Origin of the sequence: Caenispirillum salinarum AK4, assembly GCF_000315795.1 — a bacterium.
GTDB classification, from domain to species: domain Bacteria; phylum Pseudomonadota; class Alphaproteobacteria; order Rhodospirillales; family Rhodospirillaceae; genus Caenispirillum; species Caenispirillum salinarum.
In genome coordinates this window covers 169858-189349 of sequence record NZ_ANHY01000007.1, presented here as the reverse complement: position 1 = coordinate 189349, position 19492 = coordinate 169858, and the positions used below count along the sequence as shown (strand labels likewise).

The following is a 19492-nucleotide window of genomic DNA, read 5'->3' as shown; positions in this document are numbered from 1 at the left end:
ATGGTCTTTGAAGAATCCAGGCGTGGCCTGGTCCGCACGCACCACGGGGCCGCCACGCTTCCGCGACGGCCCCGCCCGTTGGGGTAGGGCGTGTGTGGTGCCGCGCTCACTCGGCGGGCCGAGTCCGGCCGGTGGAGGGCGTTTCGCCTTCGGAGTGGTCGTGGCCGTAGCCGGTGATCATGGCCTTGACGTAGGCCGTCGCGGGACGGCCGGTGAAGCCCATGTAGACATGGCCAATGAAGAAGATCACCAGGGCGAAGGCCGCCATCACATGGACCAGTGCGACGGCGCCCAGGCTGAGGAACCCGAGGCCCAGCGCCTCCCAGCCGTTGTAGAACATGTACAACAGGCCGGTGATCCACAGGACGGGCATGATGACCACCAGGAAGCCCAGGTAGGCCAGGCGCTGCATGGGATTGTGCTTGGCCTTGCGCGTCGGCTTGTAGGGGTGCTCGATGCTGGGGTCGAAGATGCCGGCGGTGTAGTAGCGCATCACCGCGCCCATGTTCCTGAACGTGGGGATGTACTGCCGCCACTCGCCTGTCGTCATGTGCCAGAACATCGCCAGCGCCCACAGGCCGAGCAGTAGCCAGGCCAGGATCTGGTGCACCTCCGTCGCCGTTTCATAACCGAAGACGGTCCAGCTGCCGAACACCTCGAACCCGGTGATCGCCAGGCCGACGATGATCAGGGCCTGGGTCCAGTGCCACAGCCGCTCGAAACGGGTGAACATGACCTCGCGTGCCATGGTTGCCTCCTATTTCCTGCGGCTTGCGCCGACCACGCGCAGCAGCGCATGGACGATGACGCCGATGAGGGTCAGGCCGGCCAGCGACCAGCCCAGGGTGTTGAGCCAGCCGAAGTCGCCGCGGCCGGGCATGTAGAACCCGCCCAGGTTGGCCAGGCGGCCGTTTTCGGCGTGGCAGGCCTCGCACTCGAGGGCCTCGTCCTTGGGCGCGACCATGTGCACGATGGGCCAGTGATACGTTGTCTCGACGAAGTCGTATTCACCGCTGAAGTCCACGTTGCGGGCCTGCATGCCGGCCTCGATGGCCTTGATCCAGTCGAACTTGCCCGCACCCCAGAAGGCGCTTTCGTCCTTGCCGAACAGGTGCGGCACGGCCAGCACGTTGTTCACCGAGTCGTAGGGCTGCTTGCCGCGCATGACCTTGAAGGGCCAGATGCGCGAGTCGGGATCGTCCGGGCCGCCGCCAAGGGTGTTGATGGGCACGACGCCCGACGGGTCGATGGTGTCGTCGATCAGCGTGTACTCGATGGCGCCGTTGAACCAGCGGTACTCGGGCACGACGTTCGCTTCCCACAGGAAGTCGCCCTTCTTGGTGTCGTAGATGACGTCCGCGCCCTCCTTGACCGTGAAGGGCTTGCCTTCCTCGTTGAGCTTGCCCGCGGTCGACCAGTCCCACCACATCTTGGTGGCCTTGCCGCCGCGCGCGAATTCCGGGACGTGGCAGGTGGTGCAGGCGACCACGTCGGTGTGGTCGTTCAGCTTGGCCTCCTCGTGCGGCGTCATGGCATGGCACGACTCGCAGGTGGCGCGGGTGTCGTCGGTGTGGCCGGGCACGTCGATGCCAAGCCGGTCCACGGCCTTGGTGACGTAGCGGCTGCCGGTGACTTCGTGGCTGCCGGTGGTGTGGCAGGTGGAGCACTGGAAGTTCAGCCCGTCGGGCGCCATGTGCACGTCCAGCGCCTTGCTGGGCCGGGCCATGGTGCTGTCGAGGTCGCCGTGCTTCACCGCGTCGCCGCCGCCGCCGTAGAAGTGGCAGGCTCCGCAGGTCTCGCGGCTGGTGGGGCCCACGTTCTGCGCGATCTTCACCAGGTCCGGCGGCTGCCAGACGTTGCCGGACTTGGGCGGGAATTCCTTGGGCTCATAGGTCGGATGGCCGGCGCCGGTCGGGAACTTCTTGTAGTTGCCCGTGGTGTCGTGGCAGACGAGGCAGTCCACGTTGCGCTCGGCGGCGAAGTCGAAGGTCTTGTCGTCGGTCCAGCCGTAGCCGATGTGGCAGCTGGTGCAGCGCGGCCAGTTGGTGGCGGTCGCGACGCAGAAGTTGTTGACGACGTTGCGCTTTCCCAAGTCCTGACCGGTGACCGGATGGTCGAAGGCCCAGGTCCAGTGGGTGGTCTGCTGGATGTGGTCGGCCGCTTCCGTGTGGCACTCGAGGCACGCTTCCGTCACCTCGGGCCCGGTGGCAAACGGCCCCTCCAATTCCTTGAATTTGCTGTGATCCGCCGTCGTCGTCTTGGAAGCCGTGGCGGTCGTCGCGGACGGCAGCTGGGCCATCACGTCCGCGGCGGCGGCTGGGGTCGTCCAGACGAGGACGGCGAGGCTCATCGCGGTCAGTCCCGCCGCGGCCAGACGGCCGAGGCCGGGACGCTGTGTTCGCGTGATCATCGCCCTGTCCCCCGGGTCGGAATGAACCATGCGGACGCGGTCCTCCGGGAGCCACGTCCACGGGGAACTATAGCAAATTCGAATCCTCTAATCTACGAGCGGATTGCGAAATATCGTTTTGTTTCAGATACATGAGCGGGAAGGTCGGGTAACCCGAGGTTGCGATCGGCGCCGCGCGATCACCTTCTGGTACATCCCCCCGAATACCGTGGTCTTCGTCCAGGTCCAGTCACCGGGGCGGTCGGCATAGTCCTCGATCGCGTTGTTCCACAGGGCCTTCGCGAACGGCTCCAGCCGGTCGAACACCAGGCTCATTACCGGCTTGAGGGGGTGCGCGGCGTGCGGTCGGTGGTAGTCCACGAAGATCACCGTGCCGTCGGGCCCCACGGCGTCCAGCATGTTGTTGACGATGGCGCGCTTGTATTCCTCCGGCACCTCGTGCAGCAGGAAGAAGCATGCGACGGCGTCGTAGGGGCCCTTTCCCGGGGCTGCGGCGTCCTCCTGGTCGACGGTCGCCTGGGCGACTCCGGCCAGTTTGCGCCGAGTCAGCGCCACCTGGATGGGCGCGATGTCCCGTACGTCCAGCCGGCCCGCGGGCCCCAGCGCCCGCGCGAGCCGCAGGCTGAAATCGCCATAGACGCAGGCCGGCTGCAGCACCCGCCATCCGGGCTTCAGTTCAGCAACCACGCTGTCGATCAGCCGGTCGGCATTGCCCCACAGAATGGCCTGCACGATCAGGTGCTTGTCGAACACCCTGGTCCCCAGGTCGCTGAGATAGGCCCAGGTGTAGGTATCGCTCAGGTAGGCCGGAACCGCGAGGCCGCCGGCTCCGCACGACCCCGCCGCCGGCGCAGTGGCGGCGGCGCGGGGGGCGGGGCGGCTGATGGGATCTGAAGCGTCGTCGGCGGGCGTGGTGCGGGGCACGAAACGGTCGTTCAAGGTCTCTTTCCTTCTACCCGTCCAGGCGGTCAGAGCGAGCGGCGGCGGTGTCGGCGTCGCGGGCGACGGCCTGCGCCAGCGGATGCGGCGGGCCGTAGACGTGGCGGGCGCGTTCCTCGAAGGCGTGCACGAGCCGCTCCACGCTGTCCCCGGCCAGAAGGCTGCTCAACGCCCGCAGCGCCCGCGAGCGCAGTTGCACGTCGACGGACAGGTCAATATGGCAGGCGCCTTCCGGCACCAGCGTGAAATTCCAGAGAATGTGAAGATGATCGAACGGGCCCTTCACGTCCACCACCTCGATGCGGTTGGGGCGGTCGACGTGGGTCTCCGTGATGAACTCCTCGCGCATGGGGCCGACGCGCAGGATCTGATCGGTGCGGTAGCCGCCGTCGGGCAGGCGCTTGATGACGCGCGCCGCCGCCCAGGAGGGTACGAACAGCGGGTAGTGCTCGACATCGACCACAAGGTCGAACAGTTGCTCCGGCGAGTACGGAACGGTACGCGACACGGTGCGGGCGGGCATGGGGGCGGCCTTCCTGTCTCAGGGTCGAATGGCGGCGCGGCGAGCCGGCCGGCACGGAGCATCCTCGCACCTCTGCCGGTGGGGCCGCACCACCGTTGCACGGCCTGATTTCGGCAGTGCGGAAACTTGCTTGTCAACGGGCTTGTTCTCTTGACTTGGCAGGAAGCGGCGGGTTACATCGCCGCATCCCGCGGGGGAGTCCACCCGGTCGGGTGGTTGGGTTCCGACCACGCGACGCCCATTTTTGGGAACGGTCGGGCTGCCGCGGATCGGTCTTAACGAGGCACGGAGGCATTACGCGGCCCAGGCAAACAGCGGCGTTGCCATTTCCGACGCCGGGTTCTTCGAACCCGGATGCGCGCGGGTCCCTCCCCAAGGCCTCGCCGGAGCATTTCCTACCCCGTCGGATGCTCCACGGAACCGCCGACACCGTACAGCCCGCCGAGTAACGCAGCCGCCAACGCAGTTGGGAGAGCAGGAGCATCGCCATGGAGGATCTGCTCCGGGAATATCTGCCGATCCTGATCTTTATCGGGATCGCAGTCGTCGTTTCGGCGGTCGCCGTCGGAGCGTCGTACATCGTCGCGCCGCAGCACCCGGATGTTGAAAAGGACTCCGCCTACGAGTGCGGTTTCGAGGCGTTCGACGACGCGCGCAGCCGGTTCGAGGTCCGCTACTATCTGGTGGCGATCCTGTTCATCATCTTCGACCTGGAAATCGCCTTCCTGTTCCCCTGGGCCGTCAGCCTGGGTGCGACCGGCGAGTTCGCCTTCTGGTCGATGATGGTCTTCCTGGGCGTGCTGACCATCGGCTTCATCTACGAGTGGCGCAAGGGAGCACTGGAATGGGAGTGAACAAGGGTGTTGCCGGTCCTCAGCCGACCGGCGCCGTTCCCCCGACCGCGGATCAGGACGCCCTGATTAAGGGCGTCCAGCACGAGTTGACGGAAAAGGGCTTCGTCCTTTCCACGGTCGATTCGCTTGTGAACTGGGCCCGCACGGGCTCGCTGTGGCCGATGACCTTCGGCTTGGCGTGCTGCGCCGTCGAGATGATGCACGCCTACATGCCGCGCTACGACCTCGACCGCTTCGGCGTCGTGCCGCGCCCCAGCCCGCGCCAGTCCGACGTGATGATCGTCGCCGGCACGCTGTGCAACAAGATGGCGCCGGCCCTGCGCAAGGTCTACGACCAGATGGCCGAGCCGCGCTGGGTGATCTCGATGGGCAGCTGCGCCAACGGCGGCGGCTACTATCACTACAGCTACTCGGTGGTGCGCGGCTGCGACCGCATCGTGCCGGTCGACGTCTACGTGCCCGGCTGCCCGCCGACGGCGGAGGCGCTGGTCTACGGCATTCTGCAACTGCAGAAGAAGATCCAGCGCACCGGCACCCTGCTGCGCTGAGGCCCGGAACGATCGGCGAAGGACCCATGATTCAGACCGACGAACAGATCCAGACGCTGCGGGACCTCGGCGAATACGTCGCCGCCCAGTTCCCGCAGGACGTCATCACGACCGACTTCGCTCAGGACGAGCTGATCGTGTCCGTGACCCGCGGCGCGGTGCCCAAGGTGCTGACTTTCCTGCGTGACGACAGCAACTGCCTGTTCTCGCAGCTTGTCGGCATCACCGGGGCAGACTACCCCGAGCGCGAGGAGCGCTTCGAGGTGATCTACATGCTGCTGAGCATGAAGCACAACACCCGCATCATGGTGAAGTGCACCACCGACGCCATGACGCCGGTGCCCACCATGGTGCCCGTGTTCTCCACCGCCGGCTGGTTCGAGCGCGAGGTGTGGGACATGTACGGCGTGATCTTCGCCGAGAACCCGGACCTGCGCCGCATTCTGACGGACTACGGCTTCGAGGGGCATCCGCTGCGCAAGGACTTCCCGCTGACCGGCTATGTGGAGCTGCGCTACGACGACGAACAGAAGCGTGTCGTCTACGAGCCGGTGAAGCTGCAGCAGGACTTCCGCTCGTGGGACTTCCTCAGCCCCTGGGAAGGCCTGACCCATCCCTACAGCCTGCCGGGCGACGAGAAGGCCACCGAGCCCGATCAGGTGCAGCTGGGCGACAAGGGGAAGAAGTGACATGCCCGAAGCTGAAATCAAGAACCTCACGCTGAACACCTCGACCAGCGTCAACTTCGGCCCGCAGCACCCGGCGGCCCACGGCGTGCTGCGCCTGGTCCTGGAGCTGGCGGGCGAGGTCGTGGAGCGCGCCGACCCGCACGTCGGCCTGCTGCACCGCGGCACCGAGAAGCTCATCGAGTACAAGACCTACCTCCAGGCCGGGCCGTACTTCGACCGGCTGGACTACTGCTCGCCGCTGAACATGGAGCACTCCTGGGTGCTGGCCGTGGAGAAGCTGCTGGGCATCGAGGTGCCGGAGCGGGCCAAGTGGATCCGCACCCTGTACGCCGAGCTGACGCGCATCGCCAACCACATCCTCAACATCACCTCCTACGCCATGGACGTCGGCGCCATGACCCCCATGCTGTGGGGCTTCGAGGAGCGTGAGACGCTGTTCGAGTTCACCGAGCGGGCATCGGGCGCGCGCATGCACGCCAACTACTTCCGCCCCGGCGGCGTGGCGTGGGACCTGCCCGAGGGTCTGGAGGCGGACATCCGCACCTGGGTGCCGCACTACCGCCAGTACATCCGTGACCTCGAAACCATGATCACGGGCAACCGCATCTTCAAGCAGCGCACCGTCGACATCGGCGTGGTGACGCCAGAGCAGGCCCTGGACTGGGGTTTCACCGGTCCGAACCTGCGCGCCTGCGGCTACGCGTGGGACCTGCGCAAGTCGCAGCCCTACGATGCCTACGACCAGGTCGAGTTCGACATTCCGGTCGGCAAGGCCGGCGACTGCTACGACCGCTATCTCGTGCGCGTCGAGGAGATGCGCCAGTCGCTCGACATCATCGAGCAGTGCCTCGACAAGATGAAGCCCGGCCCGGTGCGCGTGGAGAACAACAAGGTGACGCCGCCCAAGCGCGGCGAGATGAAGCGCTCCATGGAGGCGCTCATCCATCACTTCAAGCTGTTCACCGAGGGCTTCCACGTGCCCGCCGGCGAAACCTACACGGTGACCGAGGCGCCCAAGGGCGAGTTCGGTGTCTATCTGGTGGCGGACGGGACCAACCGGCCGTACCGCTGCTACATCCGCTCGCCGGGGTTCGTCCACCTGCAGGCCATGGACATGATGGCCAAGGGACACATGCTCGCCGACATTCCGGCGATCATCGGCTCCATTGATGTCGTGTTCGGTGAGATTGACCGATGAGTGCAGTAGACCAGGATATCCAGCAGCCGGCGACCTTCGCCTTCACGGACGAGATGATGGACCGCGCCAAGGCCATCATCGCCAAATATCCGGAAGGCCGCCAGCGTTCCGCCACCCTGCCGCTTCTCGATCTCGCGCAGCGCCAGGAAGGCTGGGTCAGCAAAGCGGCGATGGACACCATCGCCGAGATGCTCGACGTGCCGCCGATGCGCGTGTACGAGGTGGCGACCTTCTACACCATGTACAAGCTCAAGCCCGTCGGTAAGCACCACATCGAGGTGTGCACCAACGTGGCCTGCATGCTGCGCGGCTCCGACGAGATCGTCGGCGCGTGCTCGGACCACCTGGGCATCCACGTGGGCGAGACGACCGAGGACGGCCAGTTCTCGTTGGCCGAGGCCGAATGCCTGGGCGCCTGCGTGAACGCGCCGATGATCCAGATCGGCGATCACTATTACGAAGATCTCGACAAGGACAGCATGAAGGCGATCATCGACACGCTGAAGCGTGGCGAGTCGCCGAAGCCCGGCTCCCAGATCGGGCGGCAGACCTCGGCGCCGGCCGGTGGCCTGACCTCGCTGAACACGGAGGGCTTCAAGCCCGAGGGAGACAGCTGATGCTGCGCGATCAGGATCGTATCTTCACCAACCTCTACGGCTTCCACGACTGGCGTCTGGCCGGTGCTCGCAAGCGCGGCGACTGGGACAACACCAAGGCGCTGCTGGAGCGGGGCCGCGAGGCGATCATCAAGGAAGTCCAGGACTCCGGCCTGCGCGGCCGCGGCGGCGCCGGCTTCCCGACGGGCCTGAAGTGGTCGTTCATGCCCAAGGAAGTGGGCGAGCGTCCGCACTACCTGGTGGTCAACGCCGACGAAGGCGAGCCGGGCACCTGCAAGGACCGCGACATGATGCGCCACGATCCGCACAAGCTGATCGAGGGCTGCCTGCTCGCCTCCTTCGCCATGGGCGCCCATGCCGCCTACATCTACATCCGCGGCGAATTCGTCCAGGAAGCCCTGAACCTGGAATACGCCATCGCCGAGGCCCGCGAGGCCGGCCTGATCGGGCCGAACGCCTGCGGCTCGGGCTGGGACTTCGAGTGCTACGTGCACCGGGGCGCCGGCGCCTACATCTGCGGCGAGGAAACCGCGCTCATCCAGTCGCTGGAGGGCAAGAAGGGCCAGCCGCGCCTGAAGCCGCCGTTCCCGGCCGGCGTCGGCGTCTGGGGCTGCCCGACGACGGTGAACAACGTCGAGTCCATCGCCGTGGTGCCGACCATCCTGCGGCGCGGCGGCGAGTGGTTCGCCAACCTGGGCCGCCCGAAGAACACCGGCACCAAGGTGTTCTGCATTTCCGGCCACGTGAACAATCCGTGCAACGTGGAAGAGGAAATGGGCATCCCGCTGAAGGAGCTGATCGAGAAGCACGCCGGCGGCGTGCGCGGCGGCTGGGACAACCTGCTGGCCATCATTCCTGGCGGTTCCTCGGTGCCGGTGCTGGACAAGGCGACCGCCGACGACGTGCTGATGGACTTCGACTCGCTCCGTGATGCGGGGTCGGGCCTCGGCACGGCCGCCGTCATGGTGATGGACAAGTCCACCGACATCGTGAAGGTCATCGCCCGCCTGTCGCGCTTCTACATGCACGAAAGCTGCGGCCAGTGCACCCCGTGCCGCGAGGGCTCGGGCTGGCTGTGGCGCGTCATGGAGCGCATGGCGCGCGGCGACGCGACGGTGGAGGAGATCGACATGCTCTTCGACGTCTCCAAGCAGATCGAGGGCCACACCATCTGCGCTCTGGGTGATGCCGCGGCGTGGCCGGTGCAGGGCCTCATCCGCCGCTTCCGCCCGGCAATGGAGCAGAAGATCCTGGAACGCAACCGCGCCGCCGCCGGCGCCGCGGCCTGATTTGGGGGACGTGAGATCACATGCCTAAGCTGACGATCGACGGCATCGAGGTCGAGGTCGAGCCGGGGACGACGATCCTCCAGGCCGCCGAGCAGGTGGGGGTCGAAATCCCGCGCTTCTGCTACCACGAGCGTCTCAGCATCGCGGGCAACTGCCGCATGTGCCTGGTGGAAGTGCAGCCGGGTCCGCCGAAGCCGGCGGCCTCCTGCGCCATGCCCGTGGCCGACGGCATGACCGTCAAGACAAACAGCCCGATGGCCATGAAGGCCCGCAAGGGCGTCATGGAATTCCTGCTGATCAACCACCCGCTGGACTGTCCCATCTGCGACCAGGGCGGCGAGTGCGACCTGCAGGACCAGGCCATGGCCTACGGCGCCGACACCAGCCGCTACGCCGAGGCCAAGCGCGCGGTGAAGGACAAGTACCTGGGCCCGCTGGTGGCGACGCAGATGACGCGCTGCATCCACTGCACGCGCTGCATCCGCTTCGCGCAGGAAGTGGCCGGCGTGCCCGAACTGGGCGCGACGGGCCGTGGCGAGCACATGGAGGTCACCAACTACGTCGAGAAGGCCCTGCATTCCGAGCTTTCCGGCAACGTGGTGGACCTGTGCCCGGTGGGCGCGCTGACCAACAAGCCCTATGCGTTCAACGCCCGCCCGTGGGAGCTGAAGAAGACGGAAAGCGTCGACGTGTTCGACGCGGTGGGGTCGAACATCCGCGTCGACAGCCGTGGCCCGCAGGTCATGCGCGTCCTGCCGCGCGTCAACGACGACGTGAACGAGGAGTGGATCTCCGACAAGACCCGCCAGGCCGTCGACGGCCTGCTGCGTCAGCGTCTGGACCGCCCCTACGTCCGCAAGGACGGCAAGCTGAAGCCGGCGACCTGGAAGGAAGCCTTCGAGGCCATCGCCGCGAAGCTGAACGGCCTGTCGGGGGACAAGATCGCGGCCATCGCCGGTGATCTGGCCGACGTGGAATCCATGGCGGCGCTCAAGGACCTGATGACGGGTCTTGGCAGCACCTCCATCGACTGCCGCCAGGACGGCATGAAGGTCGACCCGGCGGTGCGCGCGAGCTACCTGTTCAACTCGACCGTCGCCGGCATTGAAGAGGCCGACGCGCTGCTCATCGTGGGCGCCAACCCGCGCTGGGAAGCGGCCGTGATGAACGCCCGCATCCGCAAGCGCTACCTGATGGGCGGCTTAAAGATCGGCCTGATCGGCCAGAACGTGGACCTGACCTACAAGGTGGACCACCTGGGCACCGGCCCGGCGACCCTGCAGGAGCTGGTGGACGGCAAGCACTCCTTCGCCGAGGTTCTGAAGGGCGCCAAGCGTCCAATGATCATCGTCGGCACCGGTGCGCTGATGCGCGACGACGGCTTTCAGGTGCTGGGTGCCGCGCGCAAGCTGGCCGATGCCGTGGGCGCGGTGACCGAGGACTGGAACGGCTTCAACGTCCTGCACACGGCCGCCGGCCGCGTCGGCGGCCTGGACGTCGGCTTCGTGCCGGGCGAGGGCGGCCGCGACACCCACGCCATCGTCGAGGGTGCCGCCAAGGGCGACATCGAGGTCGTGTGGCTGCACCATGCCGACGAGATCGCCGGCGAGCGTCTGGGCAAGGCCTTCGTCATCTATCAGGGCCACCACGGCGACCGCGGCGCCCACCGCGCCGACGTGATCCTGCCGGGCGCGGCCTACACAGAGAAGAACGCGACCTGGGTCAACACCGAGGGGCGCGTGCAGCGCGGCCGCCTGGCCGTCTTCCCGCCCGGCGAGGCGCGTGAGGACTGGACCATCATCCGCGCCCTGTCCGAAGTGCTGGGCAAGACCCTGCCGTACAACACGCTGGCGCAACTCCGCGACCGCATGACCGCCGCCAACGGGGTGTTCGGCCGCATCGACGAGATCGTGCCGGCCGAATGGGCGACCTTTGGCGACGACACGCCGCTGTCGGCCGATGCCAAGGCGTTCGCCCTGCCCATCGAGAACTTCTACATGACCGACTCCATCAGCCGGGCGTCGCTGATCATGGCGGAGTGCACCGACGTGTACATCAACGGCAACGACGAGAAGAAGACGGGAACCGATGACTGAGCTGTGGGAAGGCTACATCTGGCCGGGCGCGATCATCATCGCGCAGATTCTTGCGATCGTGTTGCCGATCCTGGTGGCGGTCGCCTACCTGACCTATGCCGAGCGTAAGGTCATCGGTGCCATGCAGCTGCGTCGCGGTCCCAACGTGGTGGGTCCCTTCGGCCTGCTGCAGCCGCTGGCCGACGGTGCGAAGCTGTTCCTCAAGGAAACGGTGATCCCGACCGGCGCCAGCCGGGCGGTGTTCGTGCTGGCGCCGATGCTGACCTTCATTCTGGCGCTGATCGGCTGGGCCGTGATTCCCTTCAACGAGGGCTGGGTGCTGGCCGACATCAACGTCGGCGTGCTGTACCTGTTCGCGGTGTCCTCGCTGGGCGTCTACGGCATCATCATGGCCGGCTGGGGCTCCAACTCGAAGTACGCCTTCCTGGGCGGCATGCGGTCGAGCGCGCAGATGGTGTCGTACGAGGTCTCCATCGGCCTGATCATCATCTCCGTGCTGCTGACGGCGGGCACGCTGAACCTGTCGGCCATCGTCGAGGCGCAGCGCGAGGGTCTGTGGTACTTCATTCCGCACTTCCCGATGTTCATCCTGTTCTTCATCTCGGCCTTGGCGGAAACCAACCGCCATCCCTTCGACCTTCCCGAGGCCGAAGCCGAGCTGGTGAGCGGTTACAACGTCGAATACTCGTCCATGACCTTCGCCCTGTTCTTCCTGGGCGAGTACGCCAACATGATCCTGATGAGCGGGATGGTCACGATCCTGTTCCTGGGCGGCTGGCTGGCGCCGTTCGAGGTCGCGCCGTTCACCTGGGTGCCGGGCGTCGTGTGGTTCGCGCTGAAGGTGGCGCTCTGCCTTTTCGTCTTCATCTGGGCGCGTGCAGCGTTCCCGCGCTACCGCTATGACCAGCTCATGCGCCTGGGCTGGAAGGTGTTCCTGCCGTTCTCCGGCATCTGGGTGGTCCTGACGGCTGGGTTCCTGCTGTTCACCGACCAGCTGCCGAAGTGATCCGAGGAGTCTGACGACATGGGTTTCATCGACCGGACGGCGCGCAGCTTCCTGCTGCTGGAAATGCTTCAGGGCATGGCGCTGTCGTTCAAGTACATGTTCAAGCCTCGGGTGACCATCAACTACCCGATGGAAAAGGGTCCGCTGAGCCCGCGCTTCCGTGGTGAGCACGCCCTGCGCCGCTACCCCAACGGGGAAGAGCGCTGCATCGCCTGCAAGCTCTGCGAGGCCATTTGCCCCGCGCTGGCGATCACCATCGAGGCGGAGCCGCGCGAGGACAACAGCCGCCGGACCTCGCGCTACGACATCGACATGACGAAGTGCATCTACTGCGGCCTCTGTCAGGAGGCCTGCCCGGTGGATGCCATCGTCGAGGGCCCGAACTTCGAGTTCTCTGCCGAGACGCGCGAAGAACTGCTGTACAACAAGGACAAGCTGCTGGCCAACGGCGACCGCTGGGAGCCGGAGCTGGCCGCGCGCATCGAACTCGACGCGCCCTACCGCTGACGACGCCGGCGCCCGCGGCCTCCCGCGGCGGGCGCGCCAACGATAAAGAGACGGGACTGATCATGGTTATGGAGCGGGCTCCCGGAGCCGCCGGGAAGGGGGGTCTATGATTATCGCCACCTTTGCCTTCTATCTGTTCGCCGTGGTCGCTGTGATCAGCGGCCTCCTGGTCATCACGGCCAAGAACCCCGTTCACTCGGTGTTGTGGCTGATCCTGGCCTTCTTCAACGCGGCCGGCCTGTTCGTCCTTCTGGGGGCGGAGTTCCTGGCCATGCTCCTTGTGGTCGTGTACGTGGGCGCCGTCGCGGTCCTGTTCCTGTTCGTGGTCATGATGCTGGACCTGAACACGCTGAACTTCCGCGAGGGCTACCAGCAGTACATGCCGCTGGGTCTTGCCATCGGCCTCGTCCTGCTGGTGGAACTGGCGACCGTTGGTGCGGGCTGGGCGCTGCTGCCCGAGGTCGAAGGCCAGCTTGCGGCACCGATCGCCGCGGCAGAGGCCGCCGGCCTGAGCAACACCGAGGCGCTCGGCCACATCCTCTACACCGACTATGTGTACTTCTTCCAGGCCGCGGGCATCATCCTGCTGGTCGCCATGGTCGGTGCGATCATGCTGACGCACCGCTCGCGTGAGGGTGTGCGCAAGCAGAAGATCGGCAGGCAGCTGGCGCGCGATCCGGCGGCGTCGGTCGAGGTCAAGAAGGTCGAGACGGGGAGGGGCATCTGATGATGATGGCCGTCGGACTCAGCCACTACCTTACGGTGGCCGCGATCCTGTTCACGCTGGGCGTGTTCGGTATCTTTCTGAACCGCAAGAACGTGATCATCATCCTGATGTCGGTCGAGCTGATGCTGCTGGCCGTCAACATCAACCTGGTGGCGTTCTCGGCGTTCCTGGGCGATCTGGTGGGCCAGGTGTTCACCATGTTCGTGCTGACCGTGGCCGCGGCGGAAGCCGCCATCGGTCTCGCCATCGTGGTTGTGTTCTTCCGCAACCGCGGGTCCATCGAAGTTGAAGACATCAACCAGATGAAGGGCTAAGGGGCACCCGATGTACGTCGCAGCCATCTTCCTGCCGCTGCTCGCCGCGATCGTGGCGGGCTTCGGCCGCCACTTCTTGGGCGACCGTGGTGCCCAGATCGTCACCATCCTCGGCGTGGGCACCGCCGCGATCCTGTCGGTGCCGATCTTCGTCACCGTCGCGCTGAACGGAAACCCGCAGGTCATCGAACTGTTCACCTGGATCCGCTCCGGGGACATGGACACGTCTTGGGCCCTGCGCATCGACACCCTGACGGCGGTCATGCTGATCGTCGTGAACTGGGTGTCGTTCATGGTGCACATCTACTCGGTCGGGTACATGCATCATGATCCGTCGATCCCGCGGTTCCAGGCCTACCTGTCGTTCTTCACCTTCTCCATGCTGATGCTGGTGACGTCCGACAACCTGATCCAGCTGTTCTTCGGCTGGGAGGGCGTCGGTGTCGCCTCCTACCTGCTGATCGGCTTCTGGTATCATAAGCCGTCCGCCAACTCGGCCGCCATGAAGGCGTTCCTGGTCAACCGCGTGGGCGACTTCGGCTTCGCGCTGGGCATCGCGGGCGTGTTCTTCCTGTTCGACACGGTGAACTTCTCCGAGATCTTCGCCGCCGTCCCGCAGCACGCCGACACCACCGTGACCTTCTTCGGCGTCGAGTGGCACGCGCTGACGATCATCGGCATCCTTCTGTTCATCGGCGCCATGGGCAAGTCGGCCCAGCTCGGCCTGCACACCTGGCTGCCGGACGCCATGGAAGGCCCGACGCCGGTCTCCGCGCTGATCCATGCCGCCACCATGGTGACGGCCGGCGTGTTCATGGTCACGCGCATGTCGCCGGTGTTCGAGTACGCGCCGACGGCGCTTGCCATTGTCACCGTGGTCGGTGCGCTGACCGCCATCTTCGCTGCGACAGTTGGGTGCGTGCAGAACGACATCAAGCGCGTCATCGCCTACTCGACCTGCTCGCAGCTGGGCTACATGTTCTTCGCCATCGGCGTCTCGGCCTATCAGGCGGCGATCTTCCACCTGATGACGCACGCCTTCTTCAAGGCGCTGCTGTTCCTGGGTGCCGGTTCCGTCATTCACGCCATGTCCGACGAGCAGGACATGCGCAAGATGGGCGGCATCTGGAAGCACATCAAGCTGACTTATGCCGTCATGTGGATCGGCTCTCTGGCGCTGGCGGGCGTGCCGTTCTTCGCCGGCTACTTCTCCAAGGACATGATCCTCGAGGCCGCCTACGGCGCGCACTCCGGGGTCGGCATGTTCGCCTTCTGGATCGGCATCATCGCCGCGTTCCTCACGGCCTTCTACAGCTGGCGCCTGCTGATCATGACCTTCCACGGCAAGCCGCGCGCCGACGAATACGTGATGAGCCACGTGCACGAAAGCCCCGCGGTCATGACCATTCCGCTGATCGTGCTGGCCGTGGGTGCCGTTTTCGCCGGCTACATCGGGTATGACGTCTTCGTCGGCCCGGCGCGCGGCGAGTTCTGGGGCGAGAGCATCCTGATCCTGGCCGACAACGACAGCGTGGGCGCCGCCCACCATGTGCCGGGCTGGGTGCCGATCCTGCCGGCGGCGATGGGCGTGGCGGGTATCCTGACCGCCTACGTGTTCTACATGCTGGCGCCCGGCATTCCGGGCATGCTCGCCCGGACGTTCCAGCCGGTCTACAAGTTCCTGCTGAACAAGTGGTACTTCGACGAGTTGTACGACGCGATCTTCGTCCGCCCGACCTGGTACCTGGGCCGTGGCTTCTGGAAGTCGGGCGACGGCGCCCTGATCGACGGCGTCGGACCCAACGGCGTCGCCGCGGCGGCGAAGAATGTGGCGCAGCGCCTGTCGCGCATGCAGTCGGGCTATGTCTACCACTACGCCTTCTTCATGATCGCGGGGCTGTTCGTCTTCGTGACCTGGTACATGATCAAGGGATGACCCCAAGATGACCGATCTGCCGCTTCTGACGATCATCACCTTTCTGCCGCTGGTCGGCGCCGGGTTCATCCTCTTCGTGCGCGGCGAGGAGGCCCAGGTGGCCGCCAACGCCCGCAACGTGGCTCTGCTGACCTCGGTCGCCACCTTCATCCTGTCGCTCTTCCTGTGGTTCGGCTTCGACAACACGACGGCCGAGTACCAGTTCACCGAGCAGCAGGAGTGGCTTCCGGCGTTCAACATCGGCTACAGCATGGGCATTGACGGCATTTCGCTGTTCTTTGTCCTGCTGTCCACCTTCCTGACGCCCATCTGCATCCTGTCGAGCTGGGAGGCGGTGACCAAGCGCGTGAAGGAATACATGATCGCCTTCCTGGTCCTGGAGACCATGATGGTGGGCATGTTCTGCGCGCTGGATGCCTTCCTGTTCTACATTTTCTTCGAGGGTGTCCTGATCCCGATGTTCATCATCATCGGGGTCTGGGGTGGCGCGCGCCGCGTCTATGCCGCGTTCAAGTTCTTCCTGTACACGCTGCTCGGCTCCGTGCTGATGCTGCTGGCGTTCCTGACCATGTACTTCACGGCGGGCACGTCCGACATCGCGAGCCTGATGGCCTACGACTTCGCCTACGGCATGCAGATCTGGCTGTGGCTGGCCATCTTCGCCTCGTTCGCGGTGAAGGTGCCCATGTGGCCGGTGCACACCTGGCTGCCGGACGCCCACGTCGAGGCGCCGACGGCGGGCTCGGTCATTCTGGCCGGCGTGCTGCTGAAGATGGGCGGCTACGGCTTCCTGCGCTTCTCGGTGCCCATGCTGCCCGAGGCCACCGAGGCCTTCACGCCGCTGGTCTACACCCTGTCGGTCGTCGCCATCGTCTACACCTCCATGGTGGCGCTGGTGCAGAACGACATGAAGAAGATGATCGCCTACTCGTCCGTGGCGCACATGGGCATGGTGACCATCGGCATCTTCGCGCTGACCCAGCAGGCGGTGGAGGGTGCCATCTTCCAGATGCTGTCCCACGGCATCGTCTCGGGCGCGCTGTTCCTGTGCGTCGGCGTCGTCTACGACCGCCTGCACACCCGCGAGATCGCCCGCTACGGCGGCCTTGCCAACAACATGCCGCGCTATGCCCTGGTGTTCATGATCTTCATGCTGGCCTCCGTCGGCCTGCCGGGCACCTCGGGCTTCGTCGGCGAGTTCCTGATCATCCTCGGCGTGTTCCAGGTGAACACCTGGGTCGCCCTGCTGGCCGCCACCGGCCTGATCCTGGGCGCCATGTACATGCTGTGGCTGTACCGCCAGGTGATCTTCGGCAAGCTGGAAAAGGACGACGTCAAGGCGATGCTCGACCTGTCCAAGCGCGAAATCGCCATCCTGGCGCCGCTGGTGGTCCTGGTCCTGTGGATGGGCATCTATCCGGCCAGCTTCCTGGACCCCATGAGCGTCGCCGTGGAAAACCTGATTACCAATTACCAGGTGGCGCTCGAGGCCGCCGGCAGCCAGCCCCTGGCGGCCCGCTGAGGATTTGAGGGAGAGAGAATTATCATGACCTCGGCTCTGAACCTGGGTGCCGCGCTCCCGGAAATCTTCCTGGCCGTCGCGGGCATGGCCCTGCTGATGTACGGCGTGTTCCGGAAGGGCGACACCACCACCTCCGTCGGGTGGATGACCGTCATTGCCTTCATCGTCGCGGCCATCTTCGTGGTGACCGGCGAGACCAACCAGCTCGTCTTCGGCGGGTCGTTCATCACCGACAGCTTCTCGGCCTTCGCCAAGGTGCTGATCCTGGCGGGCGGCGCGTTCACGCTGATCATGGCCCTGCAATGGCTGAAGGCGGAGAAGATCGCGCGGTTCGAGTTCTGCATCATCATGCTGTTCGCCACGACCGGCATGCTGATGATGGCCAGCGCCAACGACCTGATCTCGTTCTACCTGGGGCTGGAGTTGCAGTCGCTGTCGGCTTACGTGATCGCCGCCTTCAACCGCGACAACCTGCGCTCCACCGAGGCCGGCCTGAAGTACTTCGTGCTGGGTGCCGTCGCCTCGGGCCTGCTGCTGTACGGCATGAGCATGCTCTACGGCTTCACGGGCACCACCACCTTTGCCGGCATCGCCGAGGTGATTGGCGCCGGTCACGCCGGTACGGGCGTGCTCGTCGGCCTGGTCTTCATCCTGGCCGGTCTGTCCTTCAAGGTCTCCGCCGCGCCGTTCCACATGTGGACGCCCGACGTCTACGAGGGCGCGCCGACGCCGGTCACCGCCTTCTTCGCCATCGCGCCCAAGGTGGCCGCGCTGGCGCTCATGGCGCGCGTGCTGATGGGGCCGTTCTACGAGATGGCGGACCAGTGGCAGCAGGTGGTCTGGCTGGTGGCCGCGCTGTCCATGTTCATCGGTGGCTTCGCCGCGATCACCCAGACCAACATCAAGCGTCTGATGGCCTATTCGTCCATCGGGCACGTCGGGTATGCCCTGATTGGCCTCGCCGTGGCGGACGAGCAGGGCGTGCGCGGCATGCTCATCTACCTGGCCATCTACCTGTTCATGAACGTCGGCACCTTCGCCGTCATCCTGTCCATGCGGTTCAAGGGCCGGGCGACGGAGCAGATCAGCGACCTGTCGGGCCTGTCCAAGACCCACCCGGTGATGGCGCTGTGGCTGGCGATTTTCATGTTCTCCATGGCGGGCATCCCGCCGCTGGCCGGCTTCTTCGGCAAGCTGTACGTCTTCCTGGCGGCCGTTCAGGCGGAGCTGTACGGCCTGGCGGTGATCGGCGTGCTGACCAGCGTGGTGGCCGCGTTCTACTACCTGCGCATCATCAAGGTGATGTACTTCGACGAACCGGTTGAGGCCTTTGACCGCCCGAGCCGCGCGACCAGCGCCATCCTGGGCATCTGCGGCCTGTTCGTGACGCTGTTCATCGTCTACCCGGCGCCAATCCTGGCCGCCGCGTCGGCCGCCGCCGCCTCGCTGTTCCAGATGCCGGGCTGAGGCCCGGCATCCTCTCCCGCGCGAGGAGGCGCAGGCCTTGTCGAACGTCACCCTGCCGCCCGGATGGCGGCTCGTGGCCCTCGACGCCATCGACAGCACCAACGCGGAACTCCGCCGCCTCTCCGAAGCGGGAGGCGGCGGTTCGCCGTCGGTGGCCGGGCTTGAGGGGCTTACGGTCACCGCCGCCACCCAGACGGCCGGTCGGGGCAGGCGCGGCCGCGCCTGGGCAAGCCCGCGCGGCAACCTGTCGGCGTCCATCCTGGTGGAGGTCGGCGGTGCGCGGGGCAGTGCCGGCGAACTGTCCTTCGTCGCCGGTGTTGCCCTGCACGAGGCGCTGACGGCGCTGGCGCCGGGCTACGATTTCCGGCTCAAGTGGCCCAACGACCTGCTCCTGCGCGGACGCAAGCTGGCGGGGATGCTGCTGGAGACCGTGTTTCCGGCCGGGGCGCCGGCCGGGCAGGGGGCGGTCATCGTCGGCACCGGCGTCAATTTGGCTGCGGTCCCGGACCTGGAGCCGCTCTACCCTGTCACCGCCCTTGCCGCACACGGGGCGACGGTGACGCCCGGGGCCCTCCTGACGGTTTATGCCGAGACCTTTGCCGCGTGGCTGTCGCGCTGGCGGAGCGAGGGCTTTTCCCCCGTACGTGCGGCATGGCTTCAGGCTGCGCACGGTGTCGGCGGCCCTGTGACGGCCCGGCTTGCCGATGGGAACGAAATTTCCGGCACCTTCGAAGCGCTGGACGAGGCCGGCGCGTTGATCCTGCGGACGCCCGACGGCGGGACCTGCCGCGTGCTCGCGGGCGATGTCTTTTTCGGGTCCGGTGGCGGCACCCCGGGCGGAGGCGCATGA

At 66.1% G+C, this 19492-nt stretch carries 19 protein-coding genes; 15 read left to right on the top strand and 4 right to left on the bottom strand.

Going from position 1 to position 19492, the window contains the following annotated elements:
- Positions 1 to 106 precede the first annotated feature (106 nt).
- From C882_RS09165 to C882_RS09150, 4 genes are all read right to left on the bottom strand, one after another.
- On the bottom strand, positions 107 to 748 hold the full coding sequence (locus C882_RS09165; protein WP_009540305.1) for a cytochrome b/b6 domain-containing protein: 642 nt from the start codon (positions 746 to 748) through the stop codon (positions 107 to 109).
- Between the two features lie 9 nt (positions 749 to 757).
- Positions 758 to 2410, bottom strand: coding sequence for a tetrathionate reductase family octaheme c-type cytochrome (locus tag C882_RS09160; RefSeq protein WP_009540304.1), 1653 nt, complete (start codon positions 2408 to 2410; stop codon positions 758 to 760).
- 123 nt (positions 2411 to 2533) lie between these two features.
- Complete coding sequence (gene rquA / locus C882_RS09155; protein ID WP_009540302.1) at positions 2534 to 3349, bottom strand: rhodoquinone biosynthesis methyltransferase RquA; 816 nt, start codon at positions 3347 to 3349, stop codon at positions 2534 to 2536.
- Positions 3350 to 3362: 13 nt separating this feature from the next.
- A complete protein-coding gene (locus tag C882_RS09150; RefSeq protein WP_009540301.1) occupies positions 3363 to 3872 on the bottom strand; it encodes a type II toxin-antitoxin system RatA family toxin in 510 nt (169 codons plus the stop codon).
- Between the two features lie 488 nt (positions 3873 to 4360).
- On the opposite strand from C882_RS09150, the gene C882_RS09145 reads away from it, so the two are divergent.
- From C882_RS09145 to C882_RS09075, 15 genes are all read left to right on the top strand, one after another.
- Entirely contained in the window at positions 4361 to 4726 is a 366-nt protein-coding gene (locus tag C882_RS09145) for an NADH-quinone oxidoreductase subunit A (protein WP_009540300.1), read from the top strand.
- Positions 4717 to 5274: a NuoB/complex I 20 kDa subunit family protein gene (locus C882_RS09140; protein ID WP_043644482.1), complete on the top strand. Its 558-nt coding sequence runs from the start codon at positions 4717 to 4719 to the stop codon at positions 5272 to 5274. The genes C882_RS09145 and C882_RS09140 overlap by 10 nt, the downstream gene beginning before the upstream one ends.
- Positions 5275 to 5300: 26 nt before the next feature.
- On the top strand, positions 5301 to 5963 hold the full coding sequence (locus C882_RS09135) for an NADH-quinone oxidoreductase subunit C (RefSeq protein ID WP_009540298.1): 663 nt from the start codon (positions 5301 to 5303) through the stop codon (positions 5961 to 5963).
- Position 5964: 1 nt separating this feature from the next.
- A complete protein-coding gene (locus C882_RS09130; protein ID WP_009540297.1) occupies positions 5965 to 7161 on the top strand; it encodes an NADH-quinone oxidoreductase subunit D in 1197 nt (398 codons plus the stop codon).
- Positions 7158 to 7778, top strand: coding sequence for an NADH-quinone oxidoreductase subunit NuoE (gene nuoE / locus C882_RS09125; protein ID WP_009540296.1), 621 nt, complete (start codon positions 7158 to 7160; stop codon positions 7776 to 7778). Before C882_RS09130 ends, nuoE begins: the two co-directional genes overlap by 4 nt.
- Positions 7778 to 9067 carry an NADH-quinone oxidoreductase subunit NuoF gene (gene nuoF, locus C882_RS09120; RefSeq protein WP_009540295.1) on the top strand — a complete coding sequence of 430 codons (1290 nt, stop codon included), beginning with the start codon at positions 7778 to 7780 and terminating at the stop codon, positions 9065 to 9067. Before nuoE ends, nuoF begins: the two co-directional genes overlap by 1 nt.
- A 20-nt stretch (positions 9068 to 9087) precedes the next feature.
- Positions 9088 to 11163 carry an NADH-quinone oxidoreductase subunit NuoG gene (nuoG, locus tag C882_RS09115; protein WP_009540294.1) on the top strand — a complete coding sequence of 692 codons (2076 nt, stop codon included), beginning with the start codon at positions 9088 to 9090 and terminating at the stop codon, positions 11161 to 11163.
- On the top strand, positions 11156 to 12169 hold the full coding sequence (gene nuoH / locus C882_RS09110) for an NADH-quinone oxidoreductase subunit NuoH (protein WP_009540293.1): 1014 nt from the start codon (positions 11156 to 11158) through the stop codon (positions 12167 to 12169). Before nuoG ends, nuoH begins: the two co-directional genes overlap by 8 nt.
- 18 nt (positions 12170 to 12187) lie before the next feature.
- The gene (gene nuoI / locus C882_RS09105) at positions 12188 to 12676 is read left to right on the top strand and encodes an NADH-quinone oxidoreductase subunit NuoI (protein WP_009540292.1); all 489 of its coding nucleotides are present in this window, start codon (positions 12188 to 12190) and stop codon (positions 12674 to 12676) included.
- 106 nt (positions 12677 to 12782) lie between these two features.
- Positions 12783 to 13403, top strand: a complete 621-nt coding sequence (locus tag C882_RS09100) for an NADH-quinone oxidoreductase subunit J (protein WP_009540291.1) — start codon at positions 12783 to 12785, stop codon at positions 13401 to 13403.
- Positions 13404 to 13408: 5 nt separating this feature from the next.
- Positions 13409 to 13717: an NADH-quinone oxidoreductase subunit NuoK gene (gene nuoK, locus C882_RS09095; protein WP_043644643.1), complete on the top strand. Its 309-nt coding sequence runs from the start codon at positions 13409 to 13411 to the stop codon at positions 13715 to 13717.
- 10 nt (positions 13718 to 13727) lie between these two features.
- A complete protein-coding gene (gene nuoL / locus C882_RS09090) occupies positions 13728 to 15653 on the top strand; it encodes an NADH-quinone oxidoreductase subunit L (RefSeq protein WP_009540289.1) in 1926 nt (641 codons plus the stop codon).
- A gap of 7 nt (positions 15654 to 15660) precedes the next feature.
- Positions 15661 to 17175: an NADH-quinone oxidoreductase subunit M gene (locus C882_RS09085; protein WP_009540288.1), complete on the top strand. Its 1515-nt coding sequence runs from the start codon at positions 15661 to 15663 to the stop codon at positions 17173 to 17175.
- Between the two features lie 24 nt (positions 17176 to 17199).
- On the top strand, positions 17200 to 18642 hold the full coding sequence (gene nuoN, locus C882_RS09080) for an NADH-quinone oxidoreductase subunit NuoN (RefSeq protein WP_009540287.1): 1443 nt from the start codon (positions 17200 to 17202) through the stop codon (positions 18640 to 18642).
- Between the two features lie 37 nt (positions 18643 to 18679).
- Positions 18680 to 19492, top strand: a complete 813-nt coding sequence (locus tag C882_RS09075; protein ID WP_009540286.1) for a biotin--[acetyl-CoA-carboxylase] ligase — start codon at positions 18680 to 18682, stop codon at positions 19490 to 19492.